Source organism: Lysinibacillus xylanilyticus (assembly GCF_001183605.1).
Taxonomy (GTDB): Bacteria; Bacillota; Bacilli; order Bacillales_A; family Planococcaceae; genus Lysinibacillus; species Lysinibacillus xylanilyticus.
Genome location: NZ_LFXJ01000005.1, coordinates 1,102,687 through 1,120,292, shown reverse-complemented (window position 1 = coordinate 1,120,292; position 17,606 = coordinate 1,102,687). Strand labels below are relative to the sequence as shown.

General features: G+C 32.3%; 18 protein-coding genes and 2 pseudogenes. 9 read left to right on the top strand and 11 right to left on the bottom strand.

The annotated features are described in order from the left end of the window. Nucleotides 1-46 precede the first annotated feature (46 nt). From ACZ11_RS08275 to ACZ11_RS27490, 4 genes and pseudogenes are all read left to right on the top strand, one after another. Nucleotides 47-418 (top strand): hypothetical protein, encoded by a 372-nt coding sequence (locus ACZ11_RS08275; RefSeq protein WP_049665221.1) that lies wholly within the window; start codon nt 47-49, stop codon nt 416-418. Between the two features lie 60 nt (nt 419-478). Continuing rightward, on the top strand, nt 479-1,732 hold the full coding sequence (locus ACZ11_RS08270; protein ID WP_049665219.1) for a DUF445 domain-containing protein: 1,254 nt from the start codon (nt 479-481) through the stop codon (nt 1,730-1,732). Nucleotides 1,733-2,393: 661 nt separating this feature from the next. Continuing rightward, complete coding sequence (gene bluB, locus ACZ11_RS08265) at nt 2,394-3,035, top strand: 5,6-dimethylbenzimidazole synthase (protein ID WP_012294531.1); 642 nt, start codon at nt 2,394-2,396, stop codon at nt 3,033-3,035. Next, nucleotides 3,036-3,200, top strand: a pseudogene (locus tag ACZ11_RS27490) (transposase); the annotation flags it as partial. It abuts the gene before it with no gap. Nucleotides 3,201-3,269: 69 nt separating this feature from the next. On the opposite strand, the gene ACZ11_RS08260 reads toward ACZ11_RS27490, so the two are convergent. From ACZ11_RS08260 to ACZ11_RS08240, 5 genes are all read right to left on the bottom strand, one after another. Continuing rightward, nucleotides 3,270-3,767 (bottom strand): DUF4358 domain-containing protein, encoded by a 498-nt coding sequence (locus tag ACZ11_RS08260; protein WP_049665217.1) that lies wholly within the window; start codon nt 3,765-3,767, stop codon nt 3,270-3,272. A gap of 21 nt (nt 3,768-3,788) precedes the next feature. Beyond that, on the bottom strand, nt 3,789-4,928 hold the full coding sequence (locus tag ACZ11_RS08255; protein WP_049665216.1) for a DHHW family protein: 1,140 nt from the start codon (nt 4,926-4,928) through the stop codon (nt 3,789-3,791). Between the two features lie 50 nt (nt 4,929-4,978). Continuing rightward, nucleotides 4,979-6,385 carry an MBOAT family O-acyltransferase gene (locus tag ACZ11_RS08250; protein ID WP_049665214.1) on the bottom strand — a complete coding sequence of 469 codons (1,407 nt, stop codon included), beginning with the start codon at nt 6,383-6,385 and terminating at the stop codon, nt 4,979-4,981. An 82-nt stretch (nt 6,386-6,467) separates the two neighbouring features. Beyond that, complete coding sequence (locus tag ACZ11_RS08245; protein ID WP_049665212.1) at nt 6,468-7,154, bottom strand: GDSL-type esterase/lipase family protein; 687 nt, start codon at nt 7,152-7,154, stop codon at nt 6,468-6,470. Nucleotides 7,155-7,480: 326 nt separating this feature from the next. Next, nucleotides 7,481-8,149, bottom strand: a complete 669-nt coding sequence (locus ACZ11_RS08240) for a GDSL-type esterase/lipase family protein (protein ID WP_049665211.1) — start codon at nt 8,147-8,149, stop codon at nt 7,481-7,483. A gap of 900 nt (nt 8,150-9,049) precedes the next feature. Between ACZ11_RS08240 and ACZ11_RS08235 the strand changes: the two genes are divergently transcribed. Next, on the top strand, nt 9,050-9,235 hold the full coding sequence (locus ACZ11_RS08235; protein ID WP_049665209.1) for a site-specific integrase: 186 nt from the start codon (nt 9,050-9,052) through the stop codon (nt 9,233-9,235). Between the two features lie 373 nt (nt 9,236-9,608). On the opposite strand, the gene ACZ11_RS08230 is transcribed toward ACZ11_RS08235, so the two are convergent. The 3 genes from ACZ11_RS08230 to ACZ11_RS27485 are packed head-to-tail and all read right to left on the bottom strand — an operon-like array spanning nt 9,609 to nt 10,659. After that, a complete protein-coding gene (locus ACZ11_RS08230; protein WP_236690809.1) occupies nt 9,609-10,133 on the bottom strand; it encodes a tyrosine-type recombinase/integrase in 525 nt (174 codons plus the stop codon). Between the two features lie 16 nt (nt 10,134-10,149). Beyond that, nucleotides 10,150-10,398, bottom strand: coding sequence for a site-specific integrase (locus ACZ11_RS26960; RefSeq protein ID WP_236690808.1), 249 nt, complete (start codon nt 10,396-10,398; stop codon nt 10,150-10,152). 51 nt (nt 10,399-10,449) lie between these two features. Next, nucleotides 10,450-10,659, bottom strand: a complete 210-nt coding sequence (locus ACZ11_RS27485) for an SMODS domain-containing nucleotidyltransferase (protein WP_403089290.1) — start codon at nt 10,657-10,659, stop codon at nt 10,450-10,452. A gap of 96 nt (nt 10,660-10,755) precedes the next feature. Here ACZ11_RS27485 and ACZ11_RS26255 point away from each other — a divergent pair, with 96 nt between their 5' ends. The 4 genes and pseudogenes from ACZ11_RS26255 (at nt 10,756) to ACZ11_RS08215 (ending at nt 13,675) form a co-directional block, all read left to right on the top strand. Next, nucleotides 10,756-10,929, top strand: a complete 174-nt coding sequence (locus ACZ11_RS26255) for a hypothetical protein (protein ID WP_157059193.1) — start codon at nt 10,756-10,758, stop codon at nt 10,927-10,929. A 289-nt stretch (nt 10,930-11,218) separates the two neighbouring features. Further along, nucleotides 11,219-11,856: pseudogene (locus ACZ11_RS08225) on the top strand (FadR/GntR family transcriptional regulator). A 21-nt stretch (nt 11,857-11,877) separates the two neighbouring features. After that, entirely contained in the window at nt 11,878-12,726 is an 849-nt protein-coding gene (gene accD, locus ACZ11_RS08220; protein ID WP_049665207.1) for an acetyl-CoA carboxylase, carboxyltransferase subunit beta, read from the top strand. Continuing rightward, the gene (locus tag ACZ11_RS08215; protein WP_049665205.1) at nt 12,719-13,675 is read left to right on the top strand and encodes an acetyl-CoA carboxylase carboxyltransferase subunit alpha; all 957 of its coding nucleotides are present in this window, start codon (nt 12,719-12,721) and stop codon (nt 13,673-13,675) included. Before accD ends, ACZ11_RS08215 begins: the two co-directional genes overlap by 8 nt. Nucleotides 13,676-14,705: 1,030 nt before the next feature. On the opposite strand, the gene ACZ11_RS08210 is transcribed toward ACZ11_RS08215, so the two are convergent. From ACZ11_RS08210 to ACZ11_RS08200, 3 genes are all read right to left on the bottom strand, one after another. Further along, the gene (locus tag ACZ11_RS08210; RefSeq protein WP_049665204.1) at nt 14,706-15,170 is read right to left on the bottom strand and encodes an SLC5/6 family protein; all 465 of its coding nucleotides are present in this window, start codon (nt 15,168-15,170) and stop codon (nt 14,706-14,708) included. 218 nt (nt 15,171-15,388) lie between these two features. Beyond that, nucleotides 15,389-16,333: an alpha/beta hydrolase fold domain-containing protein gene (locus ACZ11_RS08205; RefSeq protein ID WP_049665202.1), complete on the bottom strand. Its 945-nt coding sequence runs from the start codon at nt 16,331-16,333 to the stop codon at nt 15,389-15,391. Between the two features lie 397 nt (nt 16,334-16,730). Next, nucleotides 16,731-17,180, bottom strand: a complete 450-nt coding sequence (locus tag ACZ11_RS08200; RefSeq protein ID WP_049665200.1) for a GNAT family N-acetyltransferase — start codon at nt 17,178-17,180, stop codon at nt 16,731-16,733. Between the last annotated feature and the right edge of the window lie 426 nt (nt 17,181-17,606).

The window sequence follows — 17,606 nt, the reverse complement described above, 5'->3', positions numbered from 1 at the left end:
AAGAAGAATCGGGAAAGATACTTATAAAGAAAAGGTATGGGCTTTATTGAAGAAAAAACTCTACTTCCTTTTTTGTATTTTGGTACAATTGATGAAACATTCATTAGAGCATAATGATGTCCTAAACATTAAAGTTGAAAATAATTCTGGACTTCAGCGTGTATTCAGTATCAATGATGGTTTTCAAGAACGTGTACTCAGAAAAGTGGTTTATTGGCTTAATAACTCTGTCCTAGTGAATGGAACAATCGAGGTATCTTTAGATAATCCATCCAATAAATTGACGTTAAAAATGGCAAATGATGAAGTAATCACCATTGAACCCGCTTATATATGTGTAGTTGACAATAAACGCAAAACCTGCACGGCTAAAGAAGAGGAATTATTCGTTTCGGAAAATGGAAAAAAAGGATTCTAAAATTCAAAATCTGATTAAATCTAATATGTATAAAGAATAATTTAAGAGGTTGATACATTGATGAAAAAAGGAAATAAATCAAATTATTTAGCGAAAATTTCTTTAGGAGTTATGAGTGCAGGCTTTCTCATAACGATTCCTTTTCAAGAAACCTTTATGGGGCGATTATTGCAAGGTGGATTTGAGGCAGGACTTGTTGGAGGACTGGCAGATTGGTTTGCTGTAACAGCACTTTTTCGCCATCCAATGGGTATCCCCATTCCTCATACCGCATTGCTTCCAAAAAACCGAGATAGAATGATTACAGCTCTTATAACCATGCTTGAAAAAGATTGGCTGACTAAAGAAAGTATTAAAGAGAAAATCAAACAAATTAATTTTACAGATAAACTAATACAAATTGCTGAGATAGAATTGTCATCAGTAACTTTGAAAAGAAGAATCAGTTTGATTCTTAATGAGATAATCAGTTTTGTAAATATAGAAAAAATAGCTCCGTTTATTGAAAAGGAGTTAAAGAAGTATCTTCATACTTTAAAAGTAGAAAAAATTCTTGAATCTATAATTACTCAAGCACTAAACAGAAAATTAGATGAAAAAGCTTTGAACTATATCTTAACTGAAATCGAAAAGTGGATGTCAAAAGAAGAGACAAAGCGAAAAATAGGAATAATGGCCAAACAATTACTTGATAATATCGAAGCAGATGGCTTTTTAAAGGTGGCAATTAGTTCTTTTCGTAATTTAATAACTGAGGAAAAGCTAGGGAATATGCTTCAACCATATATGCTTAAAAGTATCATTCTTTTACAAAGAGAAGATAACCTATATAGGCATTTAATCCTTTCTCGAATTCGAGAAGAGTTAGAAGGTTTGCAAGATAAGGAAGAATTAATGGTTGAGATAAATAATTCAAAGAAAACACTAGTAAACAATTGGAGCCCCGTAGATCAAATTACTGAGATTTTAAAGCAACTACAGAAAAAGTTGTTACTACTAGCCGAAGATGAAGAATTTATTGATAGGTATGTGATTTCATTTATTCAAAACTATATAAATAACATTGTAAAAATACCCGAAAAAATGGAAAGTATTGAAAATTGGATGCAAAATCAAATTTTATACTACCTTGATAAGAACCATTCAAAAATAGGAGTTCTTGTTAAAGAAAATCTGGAAAAATTGGATAACGAAACTCTTATCAATATGATGGAAAATAACATTGGTAAGGATCTACAATGGATAAGAGTGAATGGAGCTATTTGCGGGTTTTCCATAGGAATTATCTTAGCGATCTTGAAATCTATTGTATAGGATATATTAGTAAGGACCTCATTTAGATTCAGAAAAGCTGAACCGTAATTAATAATGAACAATATATATTTCTAATCATTATGTTTCTGTGTTTTTCTCTTATATGTTTACTCTAAATAAGGAAATTAAAAAGTTAAGGTAAACCAGGGTAATTGATGAAATTATGGCTATTGTGGAGCAGCACATGTAGAAAATAATCAAACTTTATTATAAAAGATATATACTAATACACTAGGGAAGAATCCGTTTTGATTAATTCTTTTCAAAACGGATTCCATAAGAGAATTTGTTAATATCTAATTTGTTTGAATAATTATGTCCATTCTATTTATTTGTAAAATGAGCTGTTGGCTATTAGAAGGACTATCGATTCAGCAGCCAAAGGCAATTGTGAAATCTGCAAAAGGTGTCTTTAAACCGGTCTATTATCAATGGTCCCATTATCCATATATGAAACTGAACGGAAATGTGGTAATCGATTTGACGAATGTTAATCCAAATTAAGAAGAGGTGGAGTCAGATTTATGCGGATACAACGATAAGGACAAACATACCCAAACCACGTTTTTTGGTGCATTTTTACTTCAACTTGCGTGGCAGAATAATGAAAAATTAGTTAATATTAAAATAAACATTTTTGTAAAGAAAAGGGGATAAATTTATGTTTTCTAATGAAGAAAGAGAGTCTATTTATAAAGTTATTTATAATAGGAGAGATATTCGAAGTTTTTTATCAACTCCTATCCCTGAAAACATTATACATAGAATATTAAATGCAGCTCATCATGCACCTTCAGTAGGATTTATGCAACCTTGGAACTTTATTTTGATTTCCACTGACGAAATTAAAGAAAAATTGGCTTGGGCAGCAGAAAAAGAAAGCCGAGCATTAGCTGTTCATTATGATGGGGAGAAAAAAATGAAATTCCTTGATTTAAAAATTGAGGGTTTAAAAGAAGCTCCTATAACTATTTGTGTTACATGTGACCCTACAAGAGGAGGTTCCCATGTATTAGGACGAAATTCAATTCCTGAAACAGATATATTATCAACAGCCTGTGCTATTCAAAATATGTGGTTAGCAGCTTGTGCTGAAGGACTTGGAATGGGGTGGGTAAGTTTTTATAAAAAGAATGATATTAGAGACATTTTAGAAATACCACCACACATCGATCCCATTGCTCTTATATCAATCGGTTATACTGAAAATTACCCAGAAAAGCCCATTTTAGAGTTAGCTAATTGGGAAAAAAGACGTTCTTTAGAACATCTTATTTTCGAAAATAAATGGGGACAAAACTAAAGACTTATTTATCGTCAACGCAAAAATGATCTGGAACCAGTTTTTGGATTCTTGAAGGCTAATTTGAGTTTCACTCGATTTTCTGTAAGAGGAAAATCGAAGGTTGAAAACGAGATGGGCCTCGCATTAATGGCTGTGAATTCACAGCCATTAGCTAAGAGCTAGTTGGAGACAACATAAAAAATAGAGAAATCCGAATTTGAAGCCAGTTATGTCCCAGCCCCATAGTCAATTTTATTTAAGGGCTTTATCAAATGTTTTTTCTATTTGATCAGAGTCTTTTGATATAGCTAAGAGAATATAGCTATCTTTTGTTTTCAAGACATGTTTTTCTATTAAGAAATATTCTTCTGGTAAATAGTCTTTAAAGCTTATTGATCTTTTTTCGATTCTATTTGAAATTTTCTCTTTCATGTTGTTTATATTTTTCATATCTTTCACTTTAATAACAGCAATTTCATCAGCTTTAATGTTTGTAGGGGCAGTATAAAGAACATAACTTTCAACTTCATCAGCGTTTATGTTATATAACTTTTGAAGTTTTTTATTATCTCCTTCTTTCATGTCTTCTAAGTTAGTAATGTGTCTAATCTGTTCTCCTATTTCTAATGCGGAAGGATTACTAGGTGTTTCTTGTTTTCCAGAACAACCACTTAAAACTACTAGAGTAATAGTACAAACAAAAATCGTAATAACAGATTTTGTATTAAAAGATTTTATTATATTTCTCATAGGTTTAATTCTCCTTGTCGTTTATTCGGATAAATCAGTTATAGATGAATCCTCAAAGAAAGTATTTGCATTGTAAAGCAGTAGCATTTGATCGATTTTGTTTTTTTGTATAAACATATTTAGGTTATCGTTATAGTATCTAAGATCAATTATATGAATTTCACTAAAATGTGATAGTAAAAAGGGAAGTAAGGCATTTGCATAAGAATCTTTTACAACTAATAATTTTTTTCCATTCGTATTTTCAGTTGTTATCTTCACTAATGGATGATTTCCGTTGAAAAAGACAGTATACTTATCTTTTTTCTTGATGTTATTCATCTCATAAAGAGATCTAGAGGTTTTATCTTCATCGACATATTCCACTTTGTATTTGATAGCTTCCATAGGCTCGTATATTTCAATGCTATCAGGATCTATATGTCTAAAACCTGCTTTTGAATATAGTGAACCATAAAAACTATTAGTAATATTTTTTATGTTGAATGACTCTATTGGGTTAGGAGTAAATTTCATATTTTTACTCAACTCTAGGTAAGCGTAATATGCACCTTTAGTAGTCCAATGATGATCAGTTTTATAATATATATATTCATTCTTTTTTGAACTCAATATAGGATATACATCAATAAAATTGATTTCCTTATTCAAGGATTTCTTTACTTTATCAATATATGTAACCTCATTAACTTGAGAAACATAATTAGGGAGTTTATTTTCTAAAATACTAATTGCCGTAGGGACCAACATTATGTGCTGTTGCACATTTGGATTTGCAAGATGAAAAACATTTATTGCTTCAATTTTACTTTTTACATCTTGATCTTCAGGTTTATTAAATTTTTGAAGTAAAAAACCACTCTTACCTATATACACTCCGTTATTTTCCTTTTTCCCTATTGTTCGATCTATATCAGATTTCATACTAATCCAAAAATCTCTAAATGCAAACTGGTCAGAAATATATTTTTCATAGCTAGGAGTGTATTGTTTTTCTAAAAGATTTTGAATAGAGAACTTTGGTAACTGTTCTAAGTTTCTATTCTCTGAATCTGAAAATAATTTGTTTGAAGTTAATATATTAATACTGAACATTCCACCTATAAACAGAGACAACATACATGCCAATGTACGTTTGTATATTTTTTCATACTGATTCAAGCAACTCACCACTTTCAACTAAATATGATATCTATGTTCTATAGATAAAATTAAAATCTAAAATATAGGAATGGATTATAAGTGTCGTTTACTAAATATGCAGTTGAAAGAACTACTAGTATTACATAAAAGATTGGAATACAAATAGCACCAGGCAATTTTAACTTTTCTCTTATATATATAAGTGCTTTTTGGGGGAATGGTGTTGAACAAATTGCTAAGATGCAAAATAGCATAAAATTAGTTGTTAGATAATAGAGTGTATTATTATCCAAGAAGGCAGATTGATTAAAGCCAAACATTATTCCAATGTAACTAATTGCTACTGATAGGTTATCAAATTCAAAAAACACCCATCCAATTAATACAATAATAAGTGTGTACACATGTGCAATAACCCGCATTCTATTATTAAGCCATTTTAAAAGAAATAGCTTTTCTAGAGTTACAAATAATCCAAAATACAGTCCCCAAACAACAAAATTCCAGCTAGCTCCATGCCATAATCCTGTTAAGAACCAAACTATAAACAAATTTCTAAGTTGTTTGAGTAATCCTGCCCGATTTCCCCCAAGAGGAATGTATACATACTCTCTAAACCAAGAGCCCAATGAAATGTGCCATCTACGCCAAAACTCAGTTACACTTTTGGATATATAGGGATAGTTGAAATTTTCCGGAAAATCAAAACCAAACATTTTCCCTAAACCTTGAGCCATAGCTGAGTAACCTCTAAAATCAAAATAAATTTGGAAGGCAAAAGCAATAATTCCAAGCCATGCTGTTAGAATAGTAAGTTCTGACATAGAAGTTGTTTTAACACTTGTCCAAAGAAGTCCTATATTATTAGCTAAAAGTACTTTTAGTGCAAGTCCTCTAATAAATAGTTCCATTCCTTCGCCAAAACGATCTAAAGTTACTTTTCTATCTTGTAATTGTTTATCAATATCGCTGTATTTTACAATAGGTCCAGCGACAAGTTGAGGGAACATCGTTACATAAGTACCGAAAGAAATAATATTTCTTTGTGCAGGTACTTTACCTAAATATACGTCTATCACATAAGACATGGTTTGAAATGTATAGAAAGAGATTCCAATTGGAAGGGGAAGAGTCTCAACGTGAATATTTAAGTTAAAAATGGTATTAATGTTGTCCACTACGAAACCATAATATTTGAAGAATCCAAGTATTCCTAAATTTATTATGATTGAATTAATGAATATAGTTTTTGTAATACTCTTGTGACTTCTATATTTGTCTATAAGTACTCCATTCACATAGTCAAATAGGGTAGAGAATATCATAATTACTATATATACTGGCTCACCCCATGCATAAAAAATTAGACTGACTACAAATAATACAAAGTTCCGAAGAATCTTAGGAGATATATAGTATAAAAGAATTGCTAACGGTAAAAATACAAAAACAAAAATTAAACTACTGAATACCAAGATTCTTCACCTCTTAAATAATTAAACTTTTTAAAAAAATCACAGTTCCTCTATTGGAACTAAAAATTTTTTGATATGGATATTACTTAACAGAAAGTTTTAAAAGGTCGAGTAGCTGCGTATAATAATTAGCTTTAAAGTGTACTCCATCTTCATCATGTAAATCTAAATCTTTATCAAAAATTGGATATAAATCGATGTATTCTGCTTTTTCAGCTTTTGCTAATTCTTTGAGTTTCTCATTATATTCATCAATGTGTTTATATTGTGGAAACTCTTGCAATGCTTTATCTGTAACAGGTGTTACAGATAAAATGTGTATATTTACATTTGGAAGGTTTTCTTTTACTTTTTGTATTAGTTTGGAATAATTATCTATTGAATACCTCACAGGATTATCGATAGGGTTACCTTCAAGATCCATTGGCATCAGTAAATCATTTATACCAAAACTCATAAAAATGTGTTCAGGCTTGCTTTCTACTACTTTGTCAACATCTTCTTCTATGGCTATAACTGTAACTTTACCTGCTTCAGCGATAACATTTGTATCATCGATTAAATCTTGGTAATTAATTCCTTCTGTAATTGAATCTCCAAAAAATAAACTATTTTTAAAAATAGATTTATAAATATCTTCCGATTTTTTTTCATGTGCTGTATTTTGTGTGACTGTATTCGAAGTTTTTCCAGTCCTATTATCTACACAGGCTGCGGAGGTTAGTGCAATAGCCCCCATCATTAGACAAGTACATACTTTCTTTAACATTTTTTCCTTCCTCTCAAATCATATTTTAGTAAGCGATAGTCGCTTGCATAAGCATCTGTCGTTTACAAAATATAGAATAATTGTTATGAATAAAGATAAGATGCAGATAAGATATAAATCAGATAAAGAATAGACAAAGTGAAGGAAAGGAACTTTAAAAAACTTAATGTTGCTATCTCTAAATAATTATTCGGAAGCTAATTCAAATTAGAGAAAATGTGCTGCGATAAATAAAAAGGAAGCAAATTGTTGCTTATAGCAATAGTTCGCTTCCTTTTGTATTAGTTATATATAATTCACACAGTATTTTGTATGCCTTTTAGGATTTATTTCAATTGATTTTTTAAGTAATCCAGCCAAATTGAGTAAAATTCAGGCTTAAAATGTATGCCGTCCTTCACATAGAGATCTTTATTATTTTTGAATATTGGAGATAAGTCGATGAAATTTACTCGTTCGTTTCTCGCTAATGTTTTGAAACCTTCGTTAAAATCATTAATATTTTGATAGCGTACTTCTTTCTCCGCACGTTCCGGTGTAACGGGTGTAATCGATAGGATATTTATCTTTGTGTCAGGTGATTTTTCTTTTAATTCTTGAATCAGTTGAGAGTATTGAGCTATTGCAGATTCTTTTATATCGATAAGATTACATAGTCCAAGCAAAATAAATATATTTTTCGGCTTTTGGTTAACTACTTGCTCAACATCTTTATGAGCATCTCCAATTGATTTCCCCATAGCACTTACTACATTAGCGTCGTCCAATAAATCTAGATCATGAAGGCCATCTGTAATTGAATCTCCTAAAAATACACTTGTTTTAAATACGGATCCAAATGTAGAAGTATCTATATTAGACACAGGGAAGGATTCTTTTTCAAACATTGTAGAAGAATTATCTGATTTAGCGATTTTTTTCTCACTATCGAGATTTCCACAAGCCGATAAAACGGTAATTCCTAACAACAGGATTGCGATTAGTTTTTTAATCATAGACAGTTTCCTTTCGTATTATGTTTTTGTCTAGGTCTTTGCATATAAAATGTTTTGCAAATCGTTCTTAATATAAGTTAATGGATGGAGATAAAGATAAAATGCAGATTAGATTGAGATAAATTAAAGAATAAAAAATAAGGTGGTTTTAACTTTTAGAAGAATTAATTTTTTCTATACTGAATGAAGGAGTTAATTGAATTGTAAAAAAGTATAATGGAAATGTTTATAGAGTTTCAAAAAAATACATCCATTATGTAAATTTAAATAATGATGTTTAAAACCGCCTATCAAATTTACCGATAGGTGGTATTGCATTTGTAAAAATCATAATTAAACAACTTTATTATCTCTTTTCAAAGAGGGCATACTATAGAAGATAGGATGCTGTGAAATTGTGTTCAGTCGAATCGAGATGGGTGGTCGGTCATCTTGTCTATTTCAATTCGTCTGCGCGCAATACTTTTCCTTTTTAGTGCGAATTAAACAAGAGAAGCAACGTTTGGAAAGAAGCGGATTAAAGTGATATCTAGTTTGAGACGATTGTTTGTAAAAATCCAGCCACAAAGTAATTAACGAACAATTTTATATCATTGCGCATTATACATTCGTGTTTGTACAACAAATGTGCTGTGAGTCCATCGACTGGATACTCCTAAGATTAAATAAAATACGAACATTATATTTGAAAATACTCTAAAAGTGTTTTCTCAAATATTGTTACTCTCTTGACCGAAAAAGGGGTATCACCATTATCTTGAACTTATTGTATAAGCAAATATCGTTATTATGTAAGTTGATTAAATTAAACAAGTTGTTGCAGTTAAATTGAATTGTAGGTTATACACAAAACAAAAACGCTTAGAGTAAACTCTGAGCGTTTCGATACTTAAAGAATATATGGAACGCCGAAAAAGCTGGTCTAGTTCTACAATTGAAGCATATGAACGAAATGTAAATGATTTTGCATTCGACATGGAAAATAATGACGTTGAACCAATAATTGAAAATGTAGACTATAGTTATTTACTACAATGGGTTAAAAGAATGGAAAATCAGTTTAGCCCTAAAACTGTTAATCAATAAAATATCAACCTAATCATCTTTATATACTCACTTTAATAACCTTAGGATCGTTAATAGCAATCCTTTTACAGCTTTAGATGCCATTGAAAATTACGATTAAAAGCATCATTCCAGAGCCTTGTCTTTGGGAGAATTATTTGCCGTCTATAAAGCTGCGTATGAATTACAAAATAATGGGGTAAATGTTCTAATTCCTATTTTAAAGAAGTTATAACAAAGGGTATTAAATGACGCACTTTTTAAGACACTCTTAGGCTTTTTAACGATTACTATAATTTTAAAAGGAGCTAACTACCCGTAATTGTGTAGTTAGCTCCTTTTAATAAAAGTGTATAAATTAAAATATTCGAAAAGAATCAATTGCTTTCTTTTTCTACTCAAACTCAACATAGGTATAGACTTGGGTTGATGTAATACTTTCATGGCCAAGTAGTTCTTGAAGTGTTCGTAAATCAACATTTTCTTTATTTTGCTGTAACATCAATGTTTCAAAAGTATGCCGTAAGTGATGGAGCGTGAAGCGGGTAGGTGGGAGGCCTGCATTTTTCAACATATCTTTAAAAATGACATGTAAACCTCGCGGATCTAATGTTTTACGATTATTTAGAAAAACAGGTTCTGTTTGATAAATTTGATATGCTCTTAAAGAAGCTTTATAGGATGCCAGAAGCGGCATTAAGTGTGGATGAAGGGGCAATATACGTTCTTTTTTCCCTTTTCTATCAATTCGAATCGTTTCATTTACCAAATCAACTTGTTCCCATGTTAATGAAACAAGTTCAGAACGTCTTAGACCTGTTGTAGCTAACAATTTAAACATTAGCTCATTCCGAATCGAAAAACGTGATTGGGAGCGCTCTAAATAGTCAAATAGCTGTTTTAGATCCGTTAGTGTCATATAGACAGGAAGTTTATCATCGGTCTTTGGCGATTTTTCGGTTCACCGAACGAGGTTTTTGTTTTAATGATCCTAATAAATATTGGATAAAGCGACGTACTTGGGTCTTGTTGATCTCGTTTAAACAGGCTGAACAGCCATGATTCGATAAAAAGGTTAAGTAGAGTTGTAAATCGTATTCATAACTAGTGACCGTATTTTCCGAGTAATTTTTTTCAATCTCAATATACAATACAAATTCATCAATGGCTGCATGTAGTTGCAAGTTTAAAACCTCCAGATAACGTATTAAACAATAATTATTATTTGTACAAAATCATCCCATTATCGTAAAAAAGGGAGGATTGGTTACCAGCCATTTTTCCGTTTTTCTGTCAGGTATATACAAAGTACCTTCCATACCATCTGGGGCAATAATGGGTACAACATCCATATCAACTTTTTTAGTGTTAATACCAACAGAACGAGCTTGTTTTCTAATATCTGAATATTTGCCTTCTAGCACCTCATAAACAGTCGCGACGATTATAAAAAAGTTACGATTAATAACCCTGGGTATTGGCTCAGTGGGCCACGTCCGGACGATGCCAGGTACGTGCTTTCCTTGTAGGTCGCCGTTTACATGCTTCAGGATGAGTTTGGAACGGTTTCTGTAACCTTATTCCCGCAAGTTTTTCATCTTGTTCAAGAGCTTTTACTAGAAGATGAATTGCTTTACATTGAGAGAACGCTTGAAAAGCGCTTTGGTAGACCTCAAGTGAAAATAAAATATGCACAAACGACGAAAAGAATATGAAATTGAAGGGAATTTTAGAAACTGCATATATTTTTATGCAGTTTTTTCTTTACTTTCAAATAATTATTTTGTAAGATAAATCCAACTTCAAAAGTGGCCAGACCACTTTTGAAGTCATTCAGTAAGAGACGCCATCATCTGAAGGTGGTGGATTTTGTTTCTTTTTAGTAGGTATCCAAACACCTACTGAATGAAGATAAAGCCTTTGGATGCATTGTTTATCTGCGCGAAAGGAAAGCGACAGCAATAATTATTCCAAGGCGAATAGATTGACCGAGGAGTTGATCGTATGGATAAAAAAACCGAACAAAAGAAAGTGTTTTTAGATATCGTCCAACAATTACGACAACTTATTAAAATAGAAAAAATACAGGCTGGTGAAAAGTTACCTTCCGAAAGAGTCCTTTCAGAACGTCTAGGTGTCGGGCGATCCTCTGTGAGAGAGGCATTGCGAAGTTTAGAGTTATTAGGTCTTATTGAAACGAGACATGGGGAAGGTACGTTTCTAGCTTCTACAAAAGCATCAGCTCGTAGAAATATTGTCGATGTTTATATTAGAAGATGAAAAATCAAAAAGGATGTCGAATTAACGCGACAAATTCATGAAAAGGAAGCCATTCGCGTTATAAGTTGTACAGAGACTCTGCGAACATACCAGTGTGGGGCAGTTTTTTTGTAAAGCTAGAGATAGAAAGTACGATTAATTGTCGGGATGTTTTACGAGAAATAATCATCACGTCAGGAAATCGTCTTTCACTAAAAGTCTGGTTTCAGTTAGCAGTTTATGCCGGTGACCGTTTAAATCGAAACTCAACAGAAGAAGAAAAATTAATCATTCAAACTATGTTGAAATCGATGCAGCTTGGCTATGAAAAAGAAGCATTAAAAGCTTACGAACAGTGGATGAATGCTGAACAAGGCATTTAGACAACAAAGGGGGAGTAAAACATGGTAATACGTAGCTTATTTAGTAAAAAGAAAGAGGACGGACAGGAAAAGGGATTTCCAGAAGGACTTATGACAAAATGTCCAGAATGCCGTCACATTCAGTTAACAAAGGAATTAGAAAAAAATCATAAAGTGTGTACAAAATGCGACCATCATTTCAAAATGACTGCACAGGAGCGCGTAGCATATCTCTTAGATGAAGGTTCATTTGTTCCAATGGATGATCATTTACAAACAAGTAATCCACTTAATTTCCCTGATTATGTAGAAAAAATTTCAGTGGCTAAACAACAAACGGGATTAAGCGAAGCTGTACTGACTGGGTTAGGTACTCTTGATGGAGAAGAAATTGTTGTAGCAATTATGGATTCTCATTTCCGTATGGGCTCAATGGGCTCAGTTGTAGGAGAAAAAATCACACGTGCCGTTGAAAAAGCTATTAAATTACGTGTACCGGTTATTATCTTTTCTACTAGTGGTGGAGCGCGCATGCAAGAAGGTATTCTATCATTAATGCAAATGGTAAAAACGAGTGCGGCATTAAAACATCATAGTGAAGAAGGATTATTGTTTATTTCTATTATGACGCATCCTACATACGGTGGCGTTTCGGCAAGCTTTGCTTCTATTGGAGATATTAATATTGCTGAACCACAAGCATTGATTGGCTTTGCTGGTCGCCGTGTCATTGAAGAAACATTAAGAGAAAAATTACCAAATGATTTCCAAAAGTCAGAGTTTTTACTAGAGCATGGTCAGCTTGATGCAGTTTTCCATCGGAAGGATTTACGAAATCAAGTAGTAATGCTTGTAAAAATGCATACAAAAGGCGGTGTGCAACATGTCTAAAAATTTAGCTTTTGAAGAACCAGTAGTACAATTACGAGAAAAAATTGATGAATTAAAAACGATTGCTACAGAGGCAGATGTAGATTTGACAAGCGAAATCGAAAAGCTTGAAACACGTCTAACACAGCTAGAACAATCTATTTATGCCAATATGAAGCCATGGGATCGTGTACAGGTTGCTAGACATCCAGAACGACCAACTACTTTACAATATATAGAAGCTATGTGCGAAAATTTTATAGAGTTACATGGAGATCGTACATTTGGTGATGATGCAGCTATTCTTGGAGGAATCGCTCTCTTTGAAGGACAGCCCGTAACAATTGTTGGACACCAGCGCGGAAAATCAACTAAAGAAAATATTCGACGAAATTTTGGTATGCCACACCCAGAAGGATATCGTAAGGCATTACGCTTAATGAAGCAGGCTGAAAAATTTAAGCGCCCAATTATTTGTTTTATTGATACGAAAGGTGCCTATCCAGGTAAGGCAGCAGAGGAACGCGGCCCAAGTGAAGCCATTGCCAGAACTCTTGCTGAAATGACGATTCTAACAGTACCAGTTATTAGTATTGTTATTGGTGAAGGCGGAAGTGGTGGCGCAATTGCATTAGGGGTAGCTAATCGCGTCTTTATGTTAGAGAACTCAACGTATTCAGTTATCTCTCCTGAAGGTGCTGCATCGATCTTATGGCGAGATGGTAGTCTAGGGAAGCAAGCAGCAGAAGCAATGCGTATAACAGCACCTGACTTAAAAGAGCTCGACGTTATTGATGGAATAATCCCTGAAATAACTGGTGGAGCACACCGCAATGTTGCAAAGCAAGCATCTTATATAAAAGAATGTATAAGCGTCACACTAAAAGCATTGAATTCTCTAAATGGCGAACAATTAATTGAAGATCGCTATGAGAAATTCAGAAAGATTGGACAATATACAGAAGTTTAAATTCATTTTTAGGTTATTGGACATGTGAATTTGTTCGTAAAGAGATAAAAAATGTTTCTTAAATAAATTAATATCCTAATGATGGAAGAAAAAAGAGTTGTAGTTTGTAAAAAAGATTGATTATTTATAATAAAGTTCGATTGTTTGTAATATAGTTTGATAAAAATAACTTCGCATTTAAATAAAACCCACGCATTTTGATCAAACTTTTTTCAAAATGCGTGGGTTTCTTCTAATACAAAATCAACGATTGCAACAAACTTTTAATCAAACATTATTCCAAACCAACACTTTTGTGTCTTATTAATTTGCTTTAAGTGACCATTTACACAGAGTAATTTAAACTTTATGAGTTTTCATCTGTCCATAAAAATAAAATGTCTAAAAGTTCTTGTCTTCATAAAAAAATAAAGTGTCTAAAAGTTCTTGTCCAAAGAATCAAAATGCTTTAAAATCCTCGTGCAAAGAAGGTGGGTTTGTGGCAGTGTCTAAAAGTTCTTGTCCATATACAGAAAAGTACAGATATTATGGATAGTTGACGTATCCAAGCCCTCCTCCACGCCAAATTATTTTAGTTTACATAATATAAATTATAGGAAGTTACGTATCAGTGAAAAGTATACTAATAATAGTGAGACGGAATAGCTTTAAATGACCATAATTTAGACTTAGATGACTTCGTTCATTACTTAAATAAATTGTCACCCTTATAGTTCAATTAAAAAGAATCCATTTTCAAAGCTGCGCTTGATTAAAATGGATTCTTCTCAAGCAAATTCACATCTACTTGTTAAACATGGGATTACAATTTCAACGAGTAAATCTTTTGTAAGACACTTCGTTTCAGCCATTGATCCGGCTAGCTTCTGGGATTTTCTTATTCTTCTTAACTTAATTGGTTTATATCCCAATGTCATTCTCAACGACTCAAATGCAATTTGACCTAAACTCCTTGAGAGTATGATCCAATTGCTTTTGACGCTTTTTCGGTAAAAATATAATCGCTAAAAATATTCAGAAAATACAAACTTTATTGTTGAAGGTTTTCTACTGTTTTCTCAGTTATAGTTTCATCATTTTTACCAGTTTCCTTCCTTGTAAACACACTAACAATTAAACTTACTAAAATATTTACACTTAGTGCTAGGAAACCAATGTTGATATCTTGTATGTAAGATGGCCAGCTTGGAAGCAGCTTACTTAGATGAGCACCAGTAGCTGCTTGCCAACCTACAATCGTGACACCCACAATAATCCCAGCAAAAACACCTTGTACAGTTAATGGGTTTTTCTTCAAAAGACTACATACAACCGCTGGTACAAATTGAGTAACTAATCCGTACCCCATTAAGAATAATAACGTAATTGCTCCACCACCACTAAAAGTAAAGTAAAGTGCAACGAGTGCAATCACTGGAACTGAATAGCAAACAATGATAGCAATTTGTTGATCGGTAGTTTGAGGACGAATAGGTTTTATAACATTTTTTTGCAAATAATGTTGCTGCTGACATCAAAATCAATGAACCCGGAACAATATCGCAGTTAATAACCCTGCTAGAGTTTCTCAAAGTCTAAATTTTAACTTTGAGACACTCCTTTTTTAAGTTATAAATTGCTGTATTTTGCGCGAATATGGTCATAGCCTTTTTTAGGATCTCTAGCTCTTGTTTTATACCAAGATTACATTCCTGGTGGCCGCTTCGTGTACTCTTAACTCTCCATTTCTTCCAATGAACTAATTATAGAAATAATTTTCTGTTGTGCATTTTCCGCTTCAGGGATTGGCATAACAACAAACACATGATTCATTTTAGGATAAACAAAGGTTTTGATTTCAATTTCTTGTTCTGTTAGTTGTTCATCAAGTTTTATTGCATCTGGATACAAACATTCATGTGTTCCAATAAAATGAGTAATCTTCCCAAGTCCTTTAAAATCACCGTACATTGGACTAATCAATGAGTCTTTTAAATCTTTATCAGCTGCCCAAATCTTTGTAATGACTTCCATTCCTTCACTAGCTAACATCGGATCATTTTCTTCATATTCAGATATAAGAGGATTTTCAAAACTCATATCAACACATGCAGACAATAAAATAATATCTTTCGGTTGAGGTAAATGGTTCATTTTTAAAAGATGAGCTAGGCCAAGTGATATATTTCCGCCTGCTGAATCTCCCATAATCGTTAATTGATTCGAATTTTCAACAGTTGCAAGCATTTCTTTATATAGGTTTAGAATTTTTGGATAGGTATCTTTATAGTTAAAATGAGGTACTTTGGGATAAATGGGAGCAATTATTTTCGCATTCAAAGATTGCGCTATTTTATCCATGAACCACCAGTGAAAATCTAAAGGTTGATTCGTCCAAGCTCCACCATGTAAATAAAGAATTACTTTTTGCTTCAAGGATTTTTGGTCATTTAATGTGAAAACTTGTATACCTTCAAATGCCTCCTCCTTAACTTCACTTGAAAATTGCACATTATCTTCAATAACATATGGTTTACTGTTTTCAGTTCCCCTTAGCTCCAAAAACTGTTTGGTGTTTTCAATACTAGTAAATCTCTCCTTATTACTTTGGTAAGCTAACAATTTTTCAAATTGAATACTTTCTTCAGAACGTTCTCCGTTATAAATTTCTACACTCATTTTTTATTTTCTCTCCTCTAAAGATTTTTATTGTTCATCGTGTTGTTTCATAACACGGTATGATTTGAGATAGCCATTTATCTCTTTATCAAAAGTCTTTAACAAGTTGGATAGAATTTCTTAATTTAACGAAGGCGTTTAATATCATTCAATTCCCTTTTCCATCTCATAAAAAAGAGAAAATGGGCCACCATTTATACTATTACAACAAATGTATTCCCTGAAATTTTCCATTCGACACTTGAAAGTCATGTTTCTTCTTTTAGGCTGTTTTCTAAAAGATTGTTACTGATAATACATAAAAACAGAGTCAATCTACAATATGTGTAGAATCAACTCTGTTTTTATGTTTGATATTTCGTAAATCGAATAGTTAACAAAAGCCCCTTATAATCATTTATTTAGATATCCATTCATATTGAATATCAGCTAAATTTTCTTCATTTTCATGTCCTCTACCTATGATTTCAAATCCTTGTTTTTCATAAAATCGTTGTGCATTTTCATTTACTTCAAATGTGTATAATGTTAATCTCCCACTTGATTGTACTTTTACTTTATCTAGTAATGTATGACCTATACCGATTCCTTGATAATCTATATGAATATATAGTTGGCTTATTTCCCTTTCATTATAGGCAATCATTCCAACTACTTTTTCATCAATTAACGCTAAATCTATTTGAAACTGTTCAGGTAATATATGATTTAAAAAATAAACGTGACTTTCAAAGCTATGAATTTCTTTCTGACCAATAGCCTGTTCCTTACTATCTCGCCACATTTCCACTGTTTGTTCAGCGTATTTGGGATTATACTGAGTAATTATCATTTTGTGTTGGTTCACTACAATACCTCCTCAAATTTTGGAAACTGCTTTATATAATGTTTTCCTGATTTGAATTTAATGAATACTACCTGTTGCAGGTATTTTAGCATTTATAAAACCTTTTGTTAGTTTCTTTCACTAACCGGTCTCGTTAGTTGAATTGCAACAATCTTTTAGAAAACAGTCTTCTTTTATTTGTAGTTGTTCTATCTCTTAATGTTACTGTATGTAATTTACTGACTTAGTTCCCTCTTTAGCTCGATTTCACTTAAACAAGAACATATGTTCACCACCCGGAAAATGGGCATTTTTCTTGAAAAATTTTAAAAAAGACAGCGAGCTTTACATTTACGGTAAGATAACTTTCCTTGTTGAAAGTATAGTGAACACTCACCTAATCATACCAAGACTTCTATGAGATTCATATTCCTCGGCTTGTACTTT